The 16,514-nt window shown below is 71.9% G+C and carries 17 protein-coding genes and 1 riboswitch; of the genes, 7 read left to right on the top strand and 10 right to left on the bottom strand.

From position 1 onward, the window contains the following. Window positions 1-13: 13 nt before the first annotated feature. Window positions 14-424 (bottom strand): nuclear transport factor 2 family protein, encoded by a 411-nt coding sequence (locus AMK16_RS32515; RefSeq protein WP_073920931.1) that lies wholly within the window; start codon window positions 422-424, stop codon window positions 14-16. A gap of 110 nt (window positions 425-534) precedes the next feature. Between AMK16_RS32515 and AMK16_RS32510 the strand changes: the two genes are divergently transcribed. Further along, window positions 535-1,029, top strand: a complete 495-nt coding sequence (locus AMK16_RS32510) for a hypothetical protein (RefSeq protein ID WP_073920930.1) — start codon at window positions 535-537, stop codon at window positions 1,027-1,029. 14 nt (window positions 1,030-1,043) lie between these two features. Here the strand turns inward: AMK16_RS32510 and AMK16_RS32505 are convergent, their stop codons facing one another. The 6 genes from AMK16_RS32505 to thrC all read right to left on the bottom strand — a co-directional run bounded on the left by AMK16_RS32505 (window position 1,044) and on the right by thrC (window position 6,890). Further along, the gene (locus tag AMK16_RS32505; protein ID WP_242439028.1) at window positions 1,044-1,787 is read right to left on the bottom strand and encodes a beta-glucanase; all 744 of its coding nucleotides are present in this window, start codon (window positions 1,785-1,787) and stop codon (window positions 1,044-1,046) included. A 70-nt stretch (window positions 1,788-1,857) separates the two neighbouring features. Continuing rightward, window positions 1,858-2,475 carry a phosphoribosylanthranilate isomerase gene (locus AMK16_RS32500; RefSeq protein ID WP_073920929.1) on the bottom strand — a complete coding sequence of 206 codons (618 nt, stop codon included), beginning with the start codon at window positions 2,473-2,475 and terminating at the stop codon, window positions 1,858-1,860. A gap of 211 nt (window positions 2,476-2,686) precedes the next feature. Continuing rightward, on the bottom strand, window positions 2,687-4,309 hold the full coding sequence (gene groL, locus AMK16_RS32495) for a chaperonin GroEL (RefSeq protein ID WP_073920928.1): 1,623 nt from the start codon (window positions 4,307-4,309) through the stop codon (window positions 2,687-2,689). Between the two features lie 354 nt (window positions 4,310-4,663). Then, on the bottom strand, window positions 4,664-4,870 hold the full coding sequence (locus AMK16_RS32490; RefSeq protein ID WP_030009783.1) for a cold-shock protein: 207 nt from the start codon (window positions 4,868-4,870) through the stop codon (window positions 4,664-4,666). A gap of 409 nt (window positions 4,871-5,279) precedes the next feature. Beyond that, entirely contained in the window at window positions 5,280-5,558 is a 279-nt protein-coding gene (locus AMK16_RS32485; RefSeq protein ID WP_073920927.1) for a MoaD/ThiS family protein, read from the bottom strand. A 33-nt stretch (window positions 5,559-5,591) separates the two neighbouring features. Next, window positions 5,592-6,890 (bottom strand): threonine synthase, encoded by a 1,299-nt coding sequence (gene thrC, locus AMK16_RS32480; protein WP_073920954.1) that lies wholly within the window; start codon window positions 6,888-6,890, stop codon window positions 5,592-5,594. Then, a riboswitch (SAM riboswitch) is annotated at window positions 6,884-7,041 on the bottom strand. (Overlaps the previous gene by 7 nt.) Window positions 7,042-7,227: 186 nt before the next feature. Between thrC and AMK16_RS32475 the strand changes: the two genes are divergently transcribed. Further along, window positions 7,228-8,205, top strand: a complete 978-nt coding sequence (locus tag AMK16_RS32475; RefSeq protein ID WP_073920926.1) for a glucosyl-3-phosphoglycerate synthase — start codon at window positions 7,228-7,230, stop codon at window positions 8,203-8,205. A 60-nt stretch (window positions 8,206-8,265) separates the two neighbouring features. Next, entirely contained in the window at window positions 8,266-9,729 is a 1,464-nt protein-coding gene (locus tag AMK16_RS32470) for an alpha,alpha-trehalose-phosphate synthase (UDP-forming) (protein WP_073920925.1), read from the top strand. A 154-nt stretch (window positions 9,730-9,883) separates the two neighbouring features. On the opposite strand, the gene otsB is transcribed toward AMK16_RS32470, so the two are convergent. The 3 genes from otsB to AMK16_RS32455 all read right to left on the bottom strand — a co-directional run bounded on the left by otsB (window position 9,884) and on the right by AMK16_RS32455 (window position 12,550). Further along, window positions 9,884-10,732: a trehalose-phosphatase gene (otsB, locus tag AMK16_RS32465; protein WP_073920924.1), complete on the bottom strand. Its 849-nt coding sequence runs from the start codon at window positions 10,730-10,732 to the stop codon at window positions 9,884-9,886. Window positions 10,733-10,863: 131 nt separating this feature from the next. Next, window positions 10,864-11,100 carry a DUF3263 domain-containing protein gene (locus tag AMK16_RS32460; protein ID WP_073920923.1) on the bottom strand — a complete coding sequence of 79 codons (237 nt, stop codon included), beginning with the start codon at window positions 11,098-11,100 and terminating at the stop codon, window positions 10,864-10,866. 142 nt (window positions 11,101-11,242) lie between these two features. Next, on the bottom strand, window positions 11,243-12,550 hold the full coding sequence (locus AMK16_RS32455; protein WP_073920922.1) for an extracellular solute-binding protein: 1,308 nt from the start codon (window positions 12,548-12,550) through the stop codon (window positions 11,243-11,245). Between the two features lie 209 nt (window positions 12,551-12,759). Between AMK16_RS32455 and AMK16_RS32450 the strand changes: the two genes are divergently transcribed. The 4 genes from AMK16_RS32450 (at window position 12,760) to AMK16_RS32435 (ending at window position 16,468) form a co-directional block, all read left to right on the top strand. Further along, window positions 12,760-13,692, top strand: coding sequence for an ROK family protein (locus tag AMK16_RS32450; protein WP_073920921.1), 933 nt, complete (start codon window positions 12,760-12,762; stop codon window positions 13,690-13,692). Continuing rightward, window positions 13,692-14,855: an N-acetylglucosamine-6-phosphate deacetylase gene (gene nagA / locus AMK16_RS32445; RefSeq protein ID WP_073920920.1), complete on the top strand. Its 1,164-nt coding sequence runs from the start codon at window positions 13,692-13,694 to the stop codon at window positions 14,853-14,855. Before AMK16_RS32450 ends, nagA begins: the two co-directional genes overlap by 1 nt. A 100-nt stretch (window positions 14,856-14,955) precedes the next feature. After that, a complete protein-coding gene (locus AMK16_RS32440; protein WP_073920919.1) occupies window positions 14,956-15,882 on the top strand; it encodes a 1-phosphofructokinase family hexose kinase in 927 nt (308 codons plus the stop codon). 121 nt (window positions 15,883-16,003) lie between these two features. Next, window positions 16,004-16,468 carry a hypothetical protein gene (locus tag AMK16_RS32435; protein ID WP_073920918.1) on the top strand — a complete coding sequence of 155 codons (465 nt, stop codon included), beginning with the start codon at window positions 16,004-16,006 and terminating at the stop codon, window positions 16,466-16,468. The last annotated feature ends 46 nt before the right edge of the window (window positions 16,469-16,514 follow it).

Raw genomic sequence — 16,514 nt, 5'->3', positions numbered from 1 at the left:
GTGCCCACCGGCCTCAAGGCTGGTCGCTCTCCAGCGTGTCCGCGTGGCGGTGGGCGACCTTCCACTCGCCGTCCTCGCGGCGGTACACCTGCGTCGCCCGCAGGACGTACCGGCGCGGCTCGCCGTTGACGCGAGCCTGCGTGCGCTCGTAGCCGACGGTGTAGGCCATGTCGCCGGCCACGTCCGCCGCGACGATCTCGTGCTCGTAGGCGGTGCAGTCCGAGAACGCCTCCGCCAGCTTGTGGAAGAGCTCGCCCACCTCCTCGGACCCGAGCGCCGACATCCAGGCACCCGTCACCGAGACCGGCTCGCGCCGGGACCAGATGGCGGCGCGCGGCCCGGCGTCCCCGTTGTGCAGGGCGATCTCCGCGTCCCGCAGCCGGGAGCGCGCCCACTTGAGGAACGCGTCACGTTCGTCGTTCATCGCCGGCCTCCCAGGACGCCGAGGACTGCGGCCCGATCCGCTCACTTCCCACCGTACGCCGGGGTGGGCGGGCCCTCCTGAGGGAAACTGGAGGGGAGGAGGGAGGCGTCATGGCACACGCCGAACAGGTCCTGTGGCAGTCACACGCGTCGAACCGGTGGATGCAGGCGACGGCCGTCGTCCTCGCCCTCATCGCGGCCGGGCTCGCGGTCGCCGGGCTGGCCGGCTCGGTGGCCGTGGTGTGGGCGCCGATCGCGGTGCTGCTCCTCGCGGCCCTGCTGGTCGCGGTGTTCGCCTCCGTGACCGTGCGGATCACCGGCCGGGCGCTGGAGGTGGCCTACGGCCCCGTCGGGCGGCCCGTCAGGCGCTGGTCGCCCGAGGACATCGAGGGGCCGGCCCGCGTGGAGGACCGCCGGCCCGTGCAGGTCGGCGGCTGGGGCTACCGCATCAGCAAGCTCGGCACGACGGTGCTGATCCGACGGGGCCCCTGCCTCGTGATCCGCTCCCGGGGCAGGGACTTCGCGGTCAGCGTGGACGACGCCCCGCGGGGCGCCGCCCTCCTGAACACCCTGACGCGCCGGGCCGGCCAGGAGGGCCGGTCCTGAGGGCCGTCCCGCCCTCAGCCCCGGTACACGCGCAGCTCCGATACCTCGTAGGACATTTCCGTGACCTCCGGTTCCGGCGCCGGGTGGTAGTTGCCCGCGCAGACCGACAGGTTGACGATGAGGTACGCGCGCCAGCCGCGGCCGACGCCCCGGCGGTCGGAGAAGACGCGGGCGCCGTTGACCCACCAGACGACCGAGCTCCGCCCGAACTCCACCCTCAGGTCCACCCAGGAGCCCGGCCGCACCGACGGGTCGCGGTAGTAGCGGTGCCCCTGGCGGACGTGGTTGGACAGCTCCAGCAGGTCCGGGTTGTCGGGGTGGTACTCGAAGACGTCGATTTCCTGGCCGCCGTCCCGCCAGGTCCAGATCGCGGGCCAGGCCCCCAGCTCCTCCGGGAGCCGCACCCGCGCCTCCAGCACGTCGCCGGTGCGCACCATGAAACCGTCGTCGCTGCCCTCGGTGGTGAGCAGACCGGTGTCCCAGTTGCCGTCGGGGCGGCGGGTGGCGCGGAAGACGCCGCTGCGGCTGTAGGCGGGGTCCTCCACCAGGTGGTCGAGCTTGTTGTCGCCCGGATTGACCGGGCCGCCATGGGGATAGGCCCATGAGCGGCCTGCGACCCACTGCGTGGTGGAGGTGAAGTCGGCGGTGAAGGCGGGGGCGCTGCGCGGCTGGAAGACCGCCACGTCACCGCCGCCACCACCCCCTGGAGCGAGGCGGCGCGTCAGGCGCCGCAGCCATCCGGGCATGTCCGTGTCCATGACGGTTGTGTGCCCTCAACCGGAGTAGTCCATGCCGGAATTCTCGCACAGGGTAGTCGAACGGTTGCGTTCAGCGACGAGCGGCGCGCGCCGCCTCGGCGAAGGCGCGGATCAGCTCCGGCGACTTCACCCCGCGCTCGCGCTCGACGCCGCTGGATACGTCCACCCCCCACGCGCCGGTGGACCGGACGGCCTGCCGGACGTTGCCCGGCGTGAGACCGCCCGCGAGCAGCCAGCGGCCCTCGGGGGGCGTGAACTCGCGGGCGCCCCAGTTCCACGGCTTGCCGGAGCCGGGGTCGGGGGCGTCGAGCAGCAGCAGGTCCTCGCCCAGCTCGCCGCAGCGCGCCACGTGCTCGGCCGTGGCCCGCAGCAGGGTCCGGCCCGGCGCACGCAGTTCCTCGTAGTACTCGGCGCCCTCGTCCCCGTGGAGCTGTACGGCGCGCAATCCGCTCTCCTCGGTCAGCCGCCGGACCTCCGCCACCGGTTGGCCGCGGAACACCCCGACCGTGAGGACGCCCGCCGGTACCCGCCCGCCCAGCTCCCGCGCCGTGGCGGGGTCGACCGTACGCGGGCTGCCGGGGGCGAAGACGAAGCCGATGGCGTCGGCCCCGGCTTCGACGGCGGCGTCCACGTCCCGTGCGGTCCGCAGCCCGCAGATCTTCACGAAGGGTGCGCTGCTCTCGCTCATGCCCCGAGTCAACCAGAACCGCCCGGCCGCCGGCGTCCCGTCCCGGGGACCGGGCTGAGGGACTGCGGGGCTGCGGGGCTGCGGGGCTGCCGGGCTGCCGGGCTGCCGGGCTGCCGGGCTGCGGGCGAACGCCCGAGGGCGGCACCCCCCGCGGGGGGTGCCGCCCTCGTTCGAGAACAGCCGATCAACCAGTGGCCGGAGCCGGGGTCGATCAGAAGTCCATGTCACCGCCCGGCATGCCGCCCGGGGCGCCGGCGCCGGCCTTCTCGGGCTTGTCGGCGATGACGGCCTCGGTCGTCAGGAACAGCGCGGCGATCGACGCGGCGTTCTGCAGCGCGGAGCGCGTGACCTTCGCCGGGTCGATGATGCCCTCGGCGATCATGTCGACGTACTCGCCGGTCGCGGCGTTCAGGCCGTGGCCGATCGGAAGGTTGCGCACCTTCTCCACGACGACGCCACCCTCGAGACCACCGTTGACGGCGATCTGCTTGAGCGGAGCCTCCAGCGCCAGGCGGACGGCGTTGGCGCCGGTCGCCTCGTCGCCCTGGAGCTCAAGCTTCTCGAAGACCGCGGAGGCCTGGAGCAGGGCCACGCCACCACCGGCGACGATGCCCTCCTCGACGGCCGCCTTCGCGTTGCGAACGGCGTCCTCGATGCGGTGCTTGCGCTCCTTGAGCTCGACTTCGGTCGCGGCACCGGCCTTGATGACGGCCACGCCGCCGGCCAGCTTCGCGAGGCGCTCCTGGAGCTTCTCGCGGTCGTAGTCCGAGTCGGAGTTCTCGATCTCGGCGCGGATCTGGTTGACGCGGCCCTGGACCTGGTCGCTCTCACCGGCACCGTCGACGATGGTGGTCTCGTCCTTGGTGATGACGACCTTGCGGGCGCGGCCCAGCAGGTCGAGACCGGCGTTCTCCAGCTTGAGGCCGACCTCCTCGGAGATGACGGTGCCGCCCGTGAGGATGGCGATGTCGCCGAGCATGGCCTTGCGGCGGTCGCCGAAGCCCGGGGCCTTGACGGCGACGGACTTGAAGGTGCCGCGGATCTTGTTGACGACCAGGGTCGACAGGGCCTCGCCCTCGACGTCCTCGGCGATGATCAGCAGCGGCTTGCCGGACTGCATGACCTTCTCCAGGAGCGGCAGCAGGTCCTTGACCGAGCTGATCTTGGAGTTGACGATCAGGATGTACGGGTCGTCGAGGGACGACTCCATACGCTCCATGTCGGTGGCGAAGTACGCCGAGATGTAGCCCTTGTCGAAGCGCATGCCCTCGGTGAGCTCCAGCTCCAGACCGAAGGTCTGGGACTCCTCGACCGTGATGACGCCTTCCTTGCCGACCTTGTCCATGGCCTCGGCGATGAGCTCGCCGATCTGGGTGTCGGCGGCGGAGATGGAGGCCGTCGAAGCGATCTGCTCCTTGGTCTCGACATCCTTCGCCTGCTCCAGCAGGGCACCGGAGACGGCCTCGACGGCCTTCTCGATACCGCGCTTGAGGGCCATCGGGTTGGCGCCGGCCGCCACGTTGCGCAGGCCCTCGCGGACGAGCGCCTGGGCCAGCACGGTGGCGGTGGTCGTACCGTCGCCGGCGACGTCGTCCGTCTTCTTGGCGACTTCCTTGACCAGCTCGGCGCCGATCTTCTCGTACGGGTCTTCGAGCTCGATCTCCTTGGCGATGGAGACGCCGTCGTTGGTGATCGTGGGCGCGCCCCACTTCTTCTCAAGGACGACGTTGCGACCCTTGGGGCCAAGGGTGACCTTGACGGCGTCGGCGAGCTGGTTCATCCCACGCTCGAGGCCGCGCCGGGCCTCCTCGTCGAACGCAATGATCTTGGCCATCTGAAGTGGTCCTCCCAGGGGGTCCCTCCCATGCCGTAGGCCATGGGGGTAAGGGGTGGATTGCTCCGGACCGCGCCCGCGCCCGCGACGGACGGCCTGCGTGCCCGGCGGTTCCTTCCCGCCGGACGCTGCGGGCCTCACCGACCCGGTCCTCGTTTTGGTAGCACTCTCAGCAGGAGAGTGCTAACGCCAATGATTAGCACTCGACCCCGTCGAGTGCAAGCGGCTTCGGGCAACGCCGCGCGAAGACGCAGGTGGCACACGAGGATCGGCCGCGACACGCGAGGGGCCCACACCCCGTGTCCAGGATGTGGGCCCCTCGTGTGTGTGCGTCGGTGGTCGATCGCGCCAGGACTAGCCGAGTGCGAGCTTGACCATGTCCGCCTGCGGACCCTTCTGGCCCTGCGAGATCTCGAACTCGACCCGCTGACCCTCTTCAAGGGTGCGGTACCCGTCCATCTGGATGGCGCTGTAGTGGACGAACACATCCGCACCACCGTCGACCGCGATGAAGCCGTAGCCCTTCTCCGCGTTGAACCACTTGACGGTGCCCTGAGCCATGCCTAACTCCCCTATTACTGGCCCTTGCGCAGGAACGCACTTCGCGATCCCGGGTCAGAACTTGCGTCGGAACGCGTCGACCGAGGCTGAATGTATCTGCGCGGGTGCTGTCTGCAACAGGTCAATCCGACGAGAAATCCGGACACCCGGAAAGATTGAAATAGAGTGAAAATTTGGAATATTCCTGGGCAACTCGGGCCCGGCATATCTCGCCAAAGCCCCATAGCGCGCCTGGACATTGACCCGATGTCGACCCTCACGCGACCCGTTCATATGCGGCGGGCAAGAGCAGCGGAGGGGACTTCCCCAACTCTACCGCGCCCAATCAAGCAGAATTGCCCCCTCCGCTTATTAGCGGAGGGGGCAATTACGGTTTTCGCGTGTCAGTGCGCGTGCCGGCCGGGGCCGGTCAGCAGCCGCCCGCCACGGCGGGAATGATCGAAACGCCGGCCCCGTCCGGCGTCGCCGCCTGCAGCCCGCCCTCGAAGCGCACGTCGTCGTCGTTGACGTAGACGTTCACGAAGCGGCGCAGCTTGCCCTGGTCGTCCAGGACGCGCGCGGCGATGCCCGGGTGGCTCTTCTCCAGGGACTCGATGACCTCGGCCAGGGTCGCGCCGTCGGCGGGGACCTCGGCCTTGCCGCCGGTGTAGGTGCGCAGGATGGTGGGGATGCGGACGTTGACGCTCATGGCGCTACTGCCTTTCCGGGACGCAGGGGTGGGTCAGGCCAGGCCGGCGGCGCGGAACGCGTCCAGGCTGGGGCGGATGACGGCGCTCTGGCCGCTGTCCGCGGCCACCGCCTCCAGGGTCTTGAGGCCGTCGCCGGTGTTCAGGACGACGGTCGTCAGCGCCGGGTCGAGCTGCCCGTTCTCGATGAGCTTCTTCGTGACGCCGACGGTCACGCCGCCCGCGGTCTCGGCGAAGATACCCTCGGTCTGCGCCAGGAGCTTGATGGCATCGACGATCTGCTCGTCGTCGACGTCCTCGACGAAGCCGCCGGTGCGCCGCGCGATGTCCAGCACGTACGGGCCGTCCGCGGGGTTGCCGATGGCCAGCGACTTGGCGATGGTGTCCGGCTTCTGCGGGCGGACCACGTCGTGGCCGGCCTTGAAGGCGGTGGAGACCGGGGAGCATCCCTCGGCCTGGGCGCCGAAGATCTTGTACGGCCTGTCCTCGACGAGGCCGAGCCTGATCAGCTCCTGCAGGCCCTTGTCGATCTTCGTCAGCTGCGAGCCGGAGGCGATCGGGATCACGATCTGGTCGGGCAGCTGCCAGCCGAGCTGCTCGCAGATCTCGTACGCCAGGGTCTTGGAACCCTCGCCGTAGTACGGGCGCAGGTTGACGTTGACGAAGCCCCAGCCCTCGCCCAGCGGGTCGCCGATGAGCTCGGAGCAGAAGCGGTTGACGTCGTCGTAGTTGCCCTCGATGCCGACGAGGTCGCCACCGTAGACACCGGCCATGACGACCTTGCCCTGCTCCAGGTCGTGCGGGATGAACACGCAGGAGCGGAAGCCGGCGCGGGCGGCCGCGGCGCCGACGGCGCCGGCCAGGTTGCCGGTGGAGGAGCAGGACAGGGTGGTGAAGCCGAAGGCGCGGGCCGCCTCGACGGCGATGGCCACGACGCGGTCCTTGAAGGAGTGCGTCGGGTTGCCGGAGTCGTCCTTGACGTACAGCTTGCCGGTGACGCCGAGCTCCTTGGCCAGGTTGGCCGCGTCCACGAGCTTGGTGAAGCCGGGGTTCAGGCTCGGCTTGGAGGCCACGTCCGCGGGGACGGGCAGCAGCGGCGCGTAGCGCCAGATGTTGTTCGGGCCGGCCTCGATCGCGGCGCGCAGGGCCTCGGGGTCACCGGTGGGGAGGTCGTAGGCCACCTCGAGCGGTCCGAAGCACTCGGCGCAGGCGAAGAGGGGACCGAGTGCGAAACGGGTACCGCATTCCCGACAGGAAAGGCCGGTGGCGGGTCCGAGATCGACAGAGGTGGGAACAGTCTGTGCAGCCATGATGGCGAGGCCCTTTCTCCTCATCTTCCCCATGGCGCACTTCGCCATGAGACGGAATTGGCACCTTCCCTAGCCGGGGACCTCGCTGACGTCGCTGGATGCGCGATCGCGAGAACCGACTGGAGGGTTGCCGGGGCTTCAACGGGCCGTGTCCCTCTGCCCCTCTGGATGAGCGGTATGGCACCGGGCAGCGCGCTCTGGAGCGCACCGGTGCGTTTGTGCGCGAGGACCCCCGGCATGCGGTGGTCCTTCGCGTTGTTCAAGACTGTAACCGAAGGCCCGCGTGGTTGAGACAGCCGTCCGAACCGCGAGATGGATCACTTTTCCCGTCGAACAGACCGAGCGGCAAGGAGTGCTGAGAGTGCTGCAAGAGGTGGAGCGCTGGCTGGCAGACCGCTCCTGGTCCGCCGCCGACCGACCGCTGGAGCGGCTGCTGGAGCGGAAACGGGCGGCCGGGACCACGGTCAGCGTGGTCCTGCCGGCGCTCGACGAGGAGGCGACGGTCGGCGCGATCGTCGAGGTGATCCGGCGCGATCTGATCGACGGGCTGCCGGTCCCGCTGGTGGACGAGCTGATCGTCATCGACTCGGGATCGAGCGACCGTACGGCGGAGGTGGCGGCGAAGGCCGGCGCGCATGTGGTGCACCGCGACGACATCCTGCCGCGGATGCCGGCGCTGCCGGGCAAGGGCGAGGTGCTGTGGCGTTCCCTCCTGGCCGCCACCGGGGACATCGTCTGCTTCGTCGACGCCGACCTGCGGGACTTCTCCTCCGCTTTCGTCTCCGGGATCGTCGGCCCGCTGCTGACCGATCCGGAGGTGCAGTTCGTCAAGGCGATGTACGACCGCCCGCTGGACACGGGATCCGAGCCGTCCGGGCCCGGCGGGCCCCCCGCCCAGGGCGGCCGGGTCACCGAGCTCGTCGCCCGCCCCCTGCTCAACCTCCACTGGCCGCAGCTGGCCGGCTTCGTCCAGCCGCTGGGCGGGGAGTACGCCGTGCGCCGCTCCCTGCTGGAGCGGCTGCCCTTCCCCGTCGGCTACGGCGTCGAGCTGGGCCTGCTGGTCGACGCGCTGCACACGGTCGGGCTGGACGCGCTCGCCCAGGTGGACGTCGGCGTGCGGCGCCACCGCCACCAGGACGGCCTGGCGCTGGGCCGGATGGCCGCGGCGATCTACCGCACCGCGCAGCTGCGGCTCTCGCGCGGGCACCTCGTACGGCCGGAGCTGACGCAGTTCGAGCGGGGTCCGGACGGCTTCGTGCCGCGGACCTACGCGGTGGACACCGAGGAACGGCCGCCGATGCTGGGCGTCAAGGAGTACACGCTGCGCCGTGTGGCGTGACGCCGGGCACCTCGCCGCGCGGGACGTTTGAGCCGGTGCGAGCCGGGCTAGGTTGGCGGCATGGCTTCTCAGGTACTCGTTGCAGCTAACCGCGGTCCGCTCTCCTACGCCCTGGCCGAGGACGGCACCCTCAGCGCGCGGCGCGGCGGGGGCGGGCTCGTCTCCGGTCTCTCGGCGGCGCTCGCGGAGCAGCCGGATGCGGTGTGGGTGTGCGCGGCCCTGTCGGAGGCGGACCGCGAGGCCGTCCGCCGGGGCGTATCGGAGCCGGGCGTGCGGATGCTGGACATCGATCCCGCGGTCTACGACGACGCCTACAACGGCATCGCGAACTCGGTGCTGTGGTTCACCCACCACCACCTGTACGACGTGCCGCGCGAGCCGGTCTTCGACGCGGCTTTCCGGCGGCAGTGGGACTCCTACGTCGCCTACAACCGGGCTTTCGCGCAGGCCCTGGCGGCGGAGGCGGCGCAGGGTGCCTGCGTCCTGGTGCAGGACTACCAGCTGGCGCTGGTGCCGGGACAGCTGCGGGAGCTGCGGCCCGACCTGCGGATCGCGCACTTCACGCACACGCCGTGGGCGTCGCGGGAGTTCCTGGACATGCTGCCGGACGACATCCGGATGCAGCTGGTGTGGGGCATGCTCGGGGCGGACCTGCTGGGCTTCCACACCTGGGCGTGGGCGGTCAACTTCATCACCGGCGCGCAGATCGACGACGCGAGCGGTGTCGCGGACGGGTCCTCGCCGAGCGGGTCCGCGGAGCGCGGGGTGTGGCACCGCCGGATGAAGGCGGACGGCAGCGGGTACGGGGAGCGCCGCTTCACCGAGGTGACGCAGTTCCCCCTGGGCGTGGACGCGGACGAGCTGCGGGCACTGGCGCACCGGCCGGAGGTCGACGACAAGCTGGCGGAGCTGCGGGCACAGGCGGCGGGCCGCAAGACGATCGTGCGCGTGGACCGGACCGAGCTGTCGAAGAACATCCTGCGCGGCCTGCTGGCCTATCGGGAGCTGCTGACCACCCGTCCCGAGTGGCGGGGCCGGGTGGTGCACCTGGCGTCGGCGTACCCGTCCCGGCAGGACCTCCAGGTCTACCGGGACTACACGGCTTCGGTGCGCGAGCTGGCGGCGGAGATCAACGCGGAGTTCGGCACGGAGGACTGGGAGCCGGTGCTGGTGTCGGTGAAGGACGACTTCACGCGCTCGCTGGCGGCGTACCGGATGGCGGACGTGGCGCTGGTGAACCCGGTGCGGGACGGGATGAACCTGGTGGCCAAGGAGATCCCGGTGGTGTCGGAGGCGGGGTGCGTGCTGGTGCTGTCCACCGGGGCGGGGGCGTACGAGGAGCTGCGGCGGGACGCTCTGACCGTGAACCCGTTCGACGTGACGCAGACCGCGGAGGCGCTGCACGAAGCGCTGTCCATGCCGGACGCCGAGCGGGCGGACCGCACCAAGCGCCTGGCCGCCGCCGCGACGGCCCTCCCCCCGTCCCAGTGGTTCAAGTCCCAGCTGACCGCCCTGACCTCCTGACCCACCCGCCCGGGACCCCGCCGGGCCACACTCAGCCCCGCCGGCGTTTGGGGCGCGGGGCCCGGGGCGGAGCCCCACACTCAGCCCCGCCACCGTCCGAGGCGCGGGGCCCGGGGCGGAGCCCCGGGAGACGGCGCCGCGGGGCCGTCTCCCGTCAGGCCCGTACGGCGGCGGCGAGGGCCGCCAGGAACGACACCACCTCGCCCGGGCCGGCGAGGACGAGATCCGCCCGGGCCGCCAGCTCCGGCACCTCCGCCGAACCACTGCACACCAGCAACCCCGGCAGCCCGTCCGTCCGCCGCTTCTCGACGGCCGCATACGCGGCGAGGTCACCCAGGTCGTCCCCCGCGTACACGACCGCCTCCGCGTCCGTCTCCGCCAGGAACTCCGTGAGGGCGACGCCCTTGTCCATCCCCGGCGGCCTCAGCTCCAGCACGGCCCGGCCCGGCTCGACCATCAGCCCGTGCCGCGCGGCCAGCTCGGTCAGGGGTTCCCGCAGCGCCGCGAAGGCCGCCTCCGGGTCCGCCGCCCGGCGGGTGTGGACGGCCAGGGCCCGGCCCTTCTCCTCGATCCACGTTCCCTGCCAGGCACCGATCGAGTCCAGGAACCCCGGCAGCTCCGCGCGGACCGCCGCCACCCCGGGGTGCTCGGCGGGGGCGTGGACGATTCCGGTGACGGCGTCCCACCGCTCGGCCCCGTAGTGGCCGAGGACGACCATGTGCTCCAGACCGGGGACCCCGGCGAAACCCCCGTAGCGGACGGCGACGCTCGCCGGCCGGCCGGTGACCACGGCGACGGAGGCCACCTCGGGAGCCAGCGCGGCCAGCGCGGGCACGGCTCCGGGATGGGCCCGCGCCTGGTCCGGGTCCGGCACGATGTCGGCCAGCGTGCCGTCGAAGTCGAGGGCGACCACGGACCGTCGAGGTGTGCGGAGGAGGGCTTCCAGTCCCTCGCGTCCGGCTGCGGTGACGGGTGTCGGCAGATCGTTCGGATGGCTCCCCATACGGACGACCCTAACGGCCCCGCGGGGCGACGGCTACGGCGCGGTCCGCCCGGCCGCAGCCGTCGCCGTCCGCCCCGCCGTCTGTCCCGTGCCCCCGCCATCCCCGCCACTCGCGCCGCCCCGGCGCCCCGTCACCGCCGGGCCCGCTGGGCCTCGCGGATCCGGCGCAGGCGGTTCACCGTGCCCGGCGCGTGCGCGAGCGCCCGAGGGTCGTCCATCAGGGCGTTGAGCAGCTGGTAGTAGCGGACCGGGGCCATCCCCAGCCCTTCCCGTATGGCCCGCTCCTTGGCCCCGGGCCCGGGCCAGGTACGGGCCTCGTACGCGAGCACCGCGGCCTCCGTGGCCGTCAGCCGCCCCTCGTCCGTCATACCGCCAGATTAACGCCGCCCACCGACACGGGCCCGCGCGGCCGGGCGGAGGCCGCCCGGCCGCGGGGGCCGCCCGGCCGCGGGGGCCGCCCGACCGCGGGGCCGGCCGACCGCGGGGCCGGCCGTCAGCGCGGGCCGCCCGTCAGCGCGGGTCGGCCGCGCGCGCCGACGACGCGATGTCCTCCAGCACCTTCGCCGGATCGCCGCCCGGCTGCACCGTCTTGCCGATGTTCTGCTTGATGTCCTCGCTGACGCCCGCCCAGGACTTCTTGCCGACCGGGTACAGGCGCGCGTTGGGCAGCGCGTCCAGGAAGGTCTTCAGCTGCGGCGCGGCGCTGCCGGTACCGGTGCCGGACTGGATCGCCCGGTAGCCGGTGGTGGTGACCGGCAGGAGGTCGTACATGCTGGTGAAGGCGGTCACGTTCTGGGCTTCGTAGAGGTGGTCCAGGAACTTCCCGGACTCCTTCTGGTGGCCGTTCCTGAAGGCCATCACCCAGTCGGCGACGCCCATCGCCGAGTGGTCGGTGCCGTCGGCCGTCGGCATGGTGACCATGCCGAACTTGACGCCCTTCCCGGCGGCCTGCTTCAGCAGCGTCGGGTGGCCGTTGAGCATGCCGACCTCGCCCCGCGTGAAGGCGTCGAAGGCCGCCTGCCGGTTCAGCTTCCCCGGCTCGACCGGGCCGGTGAGCCCCTGCCCGACCATCTTGTCCCGCAGGAACTCCAAGGCCCTGACGTTCTCGGGGGAGTCGATGGCGTACTGCTCTTCGTTGTCGGTGTAGCCGCCACCGCCCGCCAGCATCCACATCATCGTCTCGGCCTGCGCCTCCTCGCGGCCCAGCGGCAGCGCGAAGGGGGTCGGGACGCCGGCGCCCTTGAGCTTCTTGGCGGCCGCCTCCAGCTCCGCCCAGCTCTTGGGCTGCCAGCCGGTCTTGGCGTCCTTGGCGATGACACCCGCGTCGGTCAGCAGCTTCTCGTTGTAGAAGAGCAGCCGGGTGCTCGCCACGAAGGGCAGGCCGTACTGGACCCGCTTGACCTTGCCCGCGTCGGCGAGCGGCGCGAGGAAGTCGGCCTCGGTCTTGACGGAGAGCAGCTCGTCGGCGGTGTACAGCTTGCCCGCCTCCGCGTAGTCGGCGTAGGCACCGATCTGCGCGATGTCGGGCGCCTTGCCGGCCTTGACCATCTCGGCGACCTTGGCGTCGACCTCCGACCAGGAGTAGACGCTCACCTCGACGTTGACGCCCGGGTTCGCCTTCTCGAAGCCGTCGGCGAGGTTCTTCCAGTACGTCGCCGAGGAATTCTGCGGATTGTCCCCGTACTCGGCCGCCACGACCCGCAGGGTCACCTCGTTGTCCCCCGTGAGGCCGCCGACGGCGCCGCAGCCCGTCAGGGTCACGGCGGTCAGGCACAGTGCGGCGCCGGCTGCGGCCAGGCTCAGGTATCGGCGCTTCACAGTTCTCGACCACCCCTTGTTGTACGTACGATCCACGTAAGGTCTACACCACTTTGGCGGCTCGTCCACATCCGGATCCCCCGTGGATCCGCTCCGTGTCCCGACCGCGCCCCGCCGGTGGTCCCCATTTTGTATGGCCACTCAACAATCCACCCCAATGGACTAGACCTTTCCCCTTCGAGCGCGCGAGACTGTCACCTGTGAAATCCGTGAAACACGTCATCGCCCTCGATGTGGGCGGCACCGGGATGAAGGCCGCCCTCGTCGCCGACGACGGCACCCTGCTCCACGAGGCGCGCCGCGCCACGGGCCGCGAGCGGGGCGCCGACGCCGTCGTCGAGACGATCCAGGACTTCGCCGCCGAGCTCCTCGGCATCGGCACGGAGCACTTCGGGCGGCCCGCCTCCGCCGCCGGGGTCGCCGTCCCCGGCATCGTCGACGCCGAGAACGGCATCGCCGTCTACGCGGCGAACCTGGGCTGGCGCGACGTACCCCTGCGCGACCTGCTCGGCAAGCGCCTCGGAGGCATCCCGGTGGCCCTCGGCCACGACGTGCGCACGGGCGGTCTGGCGGAGGGCCGCATCGGCGCCGGCCGGGACGCCGACCGCTTCCTCTTCGTCCCCCTCGGCACCGGCATCGCCGGAGCCATCGGCATCGCCGGCCGCATCGAGGCGGGGGCCCACGGCTACGCGGGCGAGATCGGCCACATCGTGGTCCGCCCCGGCGGCCCCGCCTGCGGCTGCGGCCAGTACGGCTGCCTGGAAACCCTCGCCTCCGCCTCCGCCGTCAGCCGTGCCTGGGCGGCCGTCTGCGGCGATCCCGCGGCCGATGCCGCGGACTGCGCCGAGGCCGTCGCGTCCGGCGACGAGCGGGCCCGCGGGGTGTGGCTGGCCGCGGTCGGGGCGCTCGCGGACGGACTGGTGACCGCGATCACCCTGCTGGACCCGCGCACGCTGATCATCGGTGGCGGCCTCGCGGAGGCGGGGGAAACCTTGTTCGCACCACTACGGACGGCCGTGGAGGAGCGCGTGACGTTCCAGCGGCTCCCCCACATCGTTCCGGCGGCCCTCGGGGACGCCGCCGGATGCCTGGGCGCAGGGCTGCTCGCCTGGGACCTACTCGCCACGGAGGTACCTGCCTGATGTCCGCAAGCGCACACAGCACCGTTCTCTCCGGCGCCAGGGTGGTGCTGCCCACCGGGACCGTTGCCAACGGGCGGGTCATCGTCGACGGCGACCGCATCGCCGGCAGCGCCCGGGAGGGCGCGCAGGTCGTCGACCTGTCCGGGCACTGGATCGTCCCCGGCTTCGTGGACATGCACAACCACGGCGGTGGCGGCGCCTCCTTCACCTCGGGCACCGCCGAGGAGGTCCTCAAGGGCGTCCGCACCCACCGCGAGCACGGGACGACCACGCTGGTCGCCTCCACCGTCACCGGCGACCTGGACGAACTGGCCCGGCGGGCGGGCCTGCTCGCCGAGCTCACCCAGCAGGGCGAGATCGCGGGCATCCACTTCGAGGGCCCCTTCATCTCCCCCTGCCGCAAGGGCGCGCACAAGGAGGACCTGCTCCGCGACCCCGACCCGGCGGAGGTCCGCAAGCTGATCGACGCCGCCCACGGCTCCGCCCGGATGTTCACCCTGGCCACCGAACTGCCGGGCGGCCTGGACTCCGTACGGCTGCTGGCCGAGCACGGGGTCGTCGCGGCGATCGGCCACACCGACGCGACGTACGAACAGACCCGCGCCGCCATCGACGCGGGCGCGACCGTGGCCACCCACCTCTTCAACGCGATGCCCGCCCTCGCCCACCGCGAGCCGGGCCCGATCGCAGCGCTGCTGGAGGACGAGCGGATCACCGTCGAACTCATCAACGACGGCACCCACCTGCATCCGGCGGCGCTGGAACTGGCCTTCCACCACGCCGGTGCCCACCGCGTGGCGCTGATCACCGATGCGATGGACGCCGCCGGTTTCGGCGACGGGACCTACCACCTCGGCCCGCTGGAGGTCGAGGTCAAGGAGGGGGTGGCCCGGCTGGTGGAGGGAGGCTCCATCGCCGGCTCGACGCTGACCCTCGACACCGCCTTCAAGCGCTCGGTCACCCTCGACAAGCTGCCGGTGGAGTCCGTGGTCCAGGCGATCTCCGCCAATCCCGCCCGGCTGATCGGCCTCTACGACGAGATCGGCTCGCTGGAGCCCGGCAAGTACGCCGACCTGGTCGTCCTGGACGCCGCTTTCGACATCAGGGGCGTCATGCGCCGCGGTGAATGGATCGTCAGCCCCGCCGCTCGCGAGGGCTCCTGACGGCCAAGCGGCTGTACCGGCCGGGACGGTCGGCCCGCAGGACTGGGCCGACCGCCTCACGTTTGGCATGATCCCGGCAGCAACAGACCCGGGGGTGCCCATGATCCTGACCGTGACGCTCAACACCGCGCTCGACGTCACCTACCGCGTGCCGCGGCTGCTCCCGCACGCCTCGCACCGCGTCACCGCCGTCTGCGAACGCCCCGGCGGCAAGGGGATCAACGTGGCCCGCGTCCTGGCCGCCCTCGGCCACGAGGTCACCGCGACCGGCTTCGCGGGCGGCCCCACCGGGGCCGTCGTACAGGAACTGCTGGCGCGGTCCCCCGGTGTGACGGACGCCCTGGTCCCCTGCGCGGGCACCACGCGCCGCACGCTGGCCGTCACCGACGAGACCTCCGGCGACACCACGCAGTTCAACGAGCCGGGCCCAATGATCACGCCGGCCGAGTGGTCGCGGTTCCTCGCCCGGTACGAGGAGCTGCTGGCCGGCTCCCGGGCCGTGGCACTGAGCGGCAGCCTCCCGCCCGGCGTGCCCGTCGGCGCGTACGCGGTACTCGTACGGGCGGCCCGCGCGGCCGGGGTCCCGGTCCTCCTGGACACCAGCGGTGAGGCCCTGCGCCGCGGCGTTGCCGCCCGCCCGGAGATGATCAAGCCGAACGCCGCCGAACTGGCCGAGCTGACCGGGTCGCGCGAGCCGCTCCCCGCCACGCGCGACGCCCGCCGCCGGGGCGCCCACGCGGTGGTCACCTCGCTCGGCCCGGCCGGCCTGCTGGCGGCGACCCCCGAGGGCGTCTGGCAGGCGGCTCCGCCGCGCGCCCTGTCCGGCAACCCCACCGGTGCCGGCGACTCCGCGGTCGCGGGGCTGCTGTCGGCCCTGGCGGAGGACCTGGACTGGCCGTCCCGGCTGACCCGCGCGGTGGCCCTCTCGGCGGCCACGGTCGCCGCCCCGGCGGCGGGAGAATTCGACCCCGGCGTCTACGAGGAACTGCGGACGGCCGTCTGCGTCACCGGCGACGCGGACCGCTGAGCTCGCGTCAGCACATCTTGGCCGGAGTGTGATGGACGATGCCACTGAGTGGCGCGGGCCGAAGTAGAGCGCACTTAAGATCAACAAGCCTATTTGATCTTCGAATTTACGAGGCTGATCCATGAACCGACTCGTCCGCAACCTCCTCACAGTGGCCACCGGTGTGGTGGCCATCGCCGGCCTCGCCGCGGTTCCCGCCCAGGCCCAGACCATCAACGGCGGCTCGTGCGGGGCCGGGTACCGCCAGCAGGACGCCTACGCGCTCGGCGACGACAGCGGCATATCCGGTGCCGGCGTCGTCTTCCTGTACTACAACAGCTCCAACGGCACGAACTGCGCGATCCTGCGCCGCGACGCCAATTTCCGCGTCACCTACGGCATGGGCGTCACCCTGCGGGACGACGCCGGCCACAGCGTCAGCGACGGCCAGCGCGCCTACACCCAGTACGCGGGCCCGGTCTACCTCAAGGCACCGGGCAGGTGCGTCCAGGTCGACGGCCAGCTCACGGGCGTCTGGATGGGGGACAACTCCACGTACCTGGAGAAGACGCACGATGGCGGCAGCCCCTGGGTCCACTGCGGCTAGCACCCGATGTGAACGCCGGGTCTGCCCCTGCCCCGTGGGCGGCGGA

This window comes from Streptomyces sp. CB00455, assembly GCF_001905445.1.
Classification (GTDB): Bacteria; Actinomycetota; Actinomycetes; order Streptomycetales; family Streptomycetaceae; genus Streptomyces.
The sequence above is the reverse complement of the archived record's forward strand: the minus strand, read 5'-3'. Positions and strand labels throughout refer to the sequence as shown.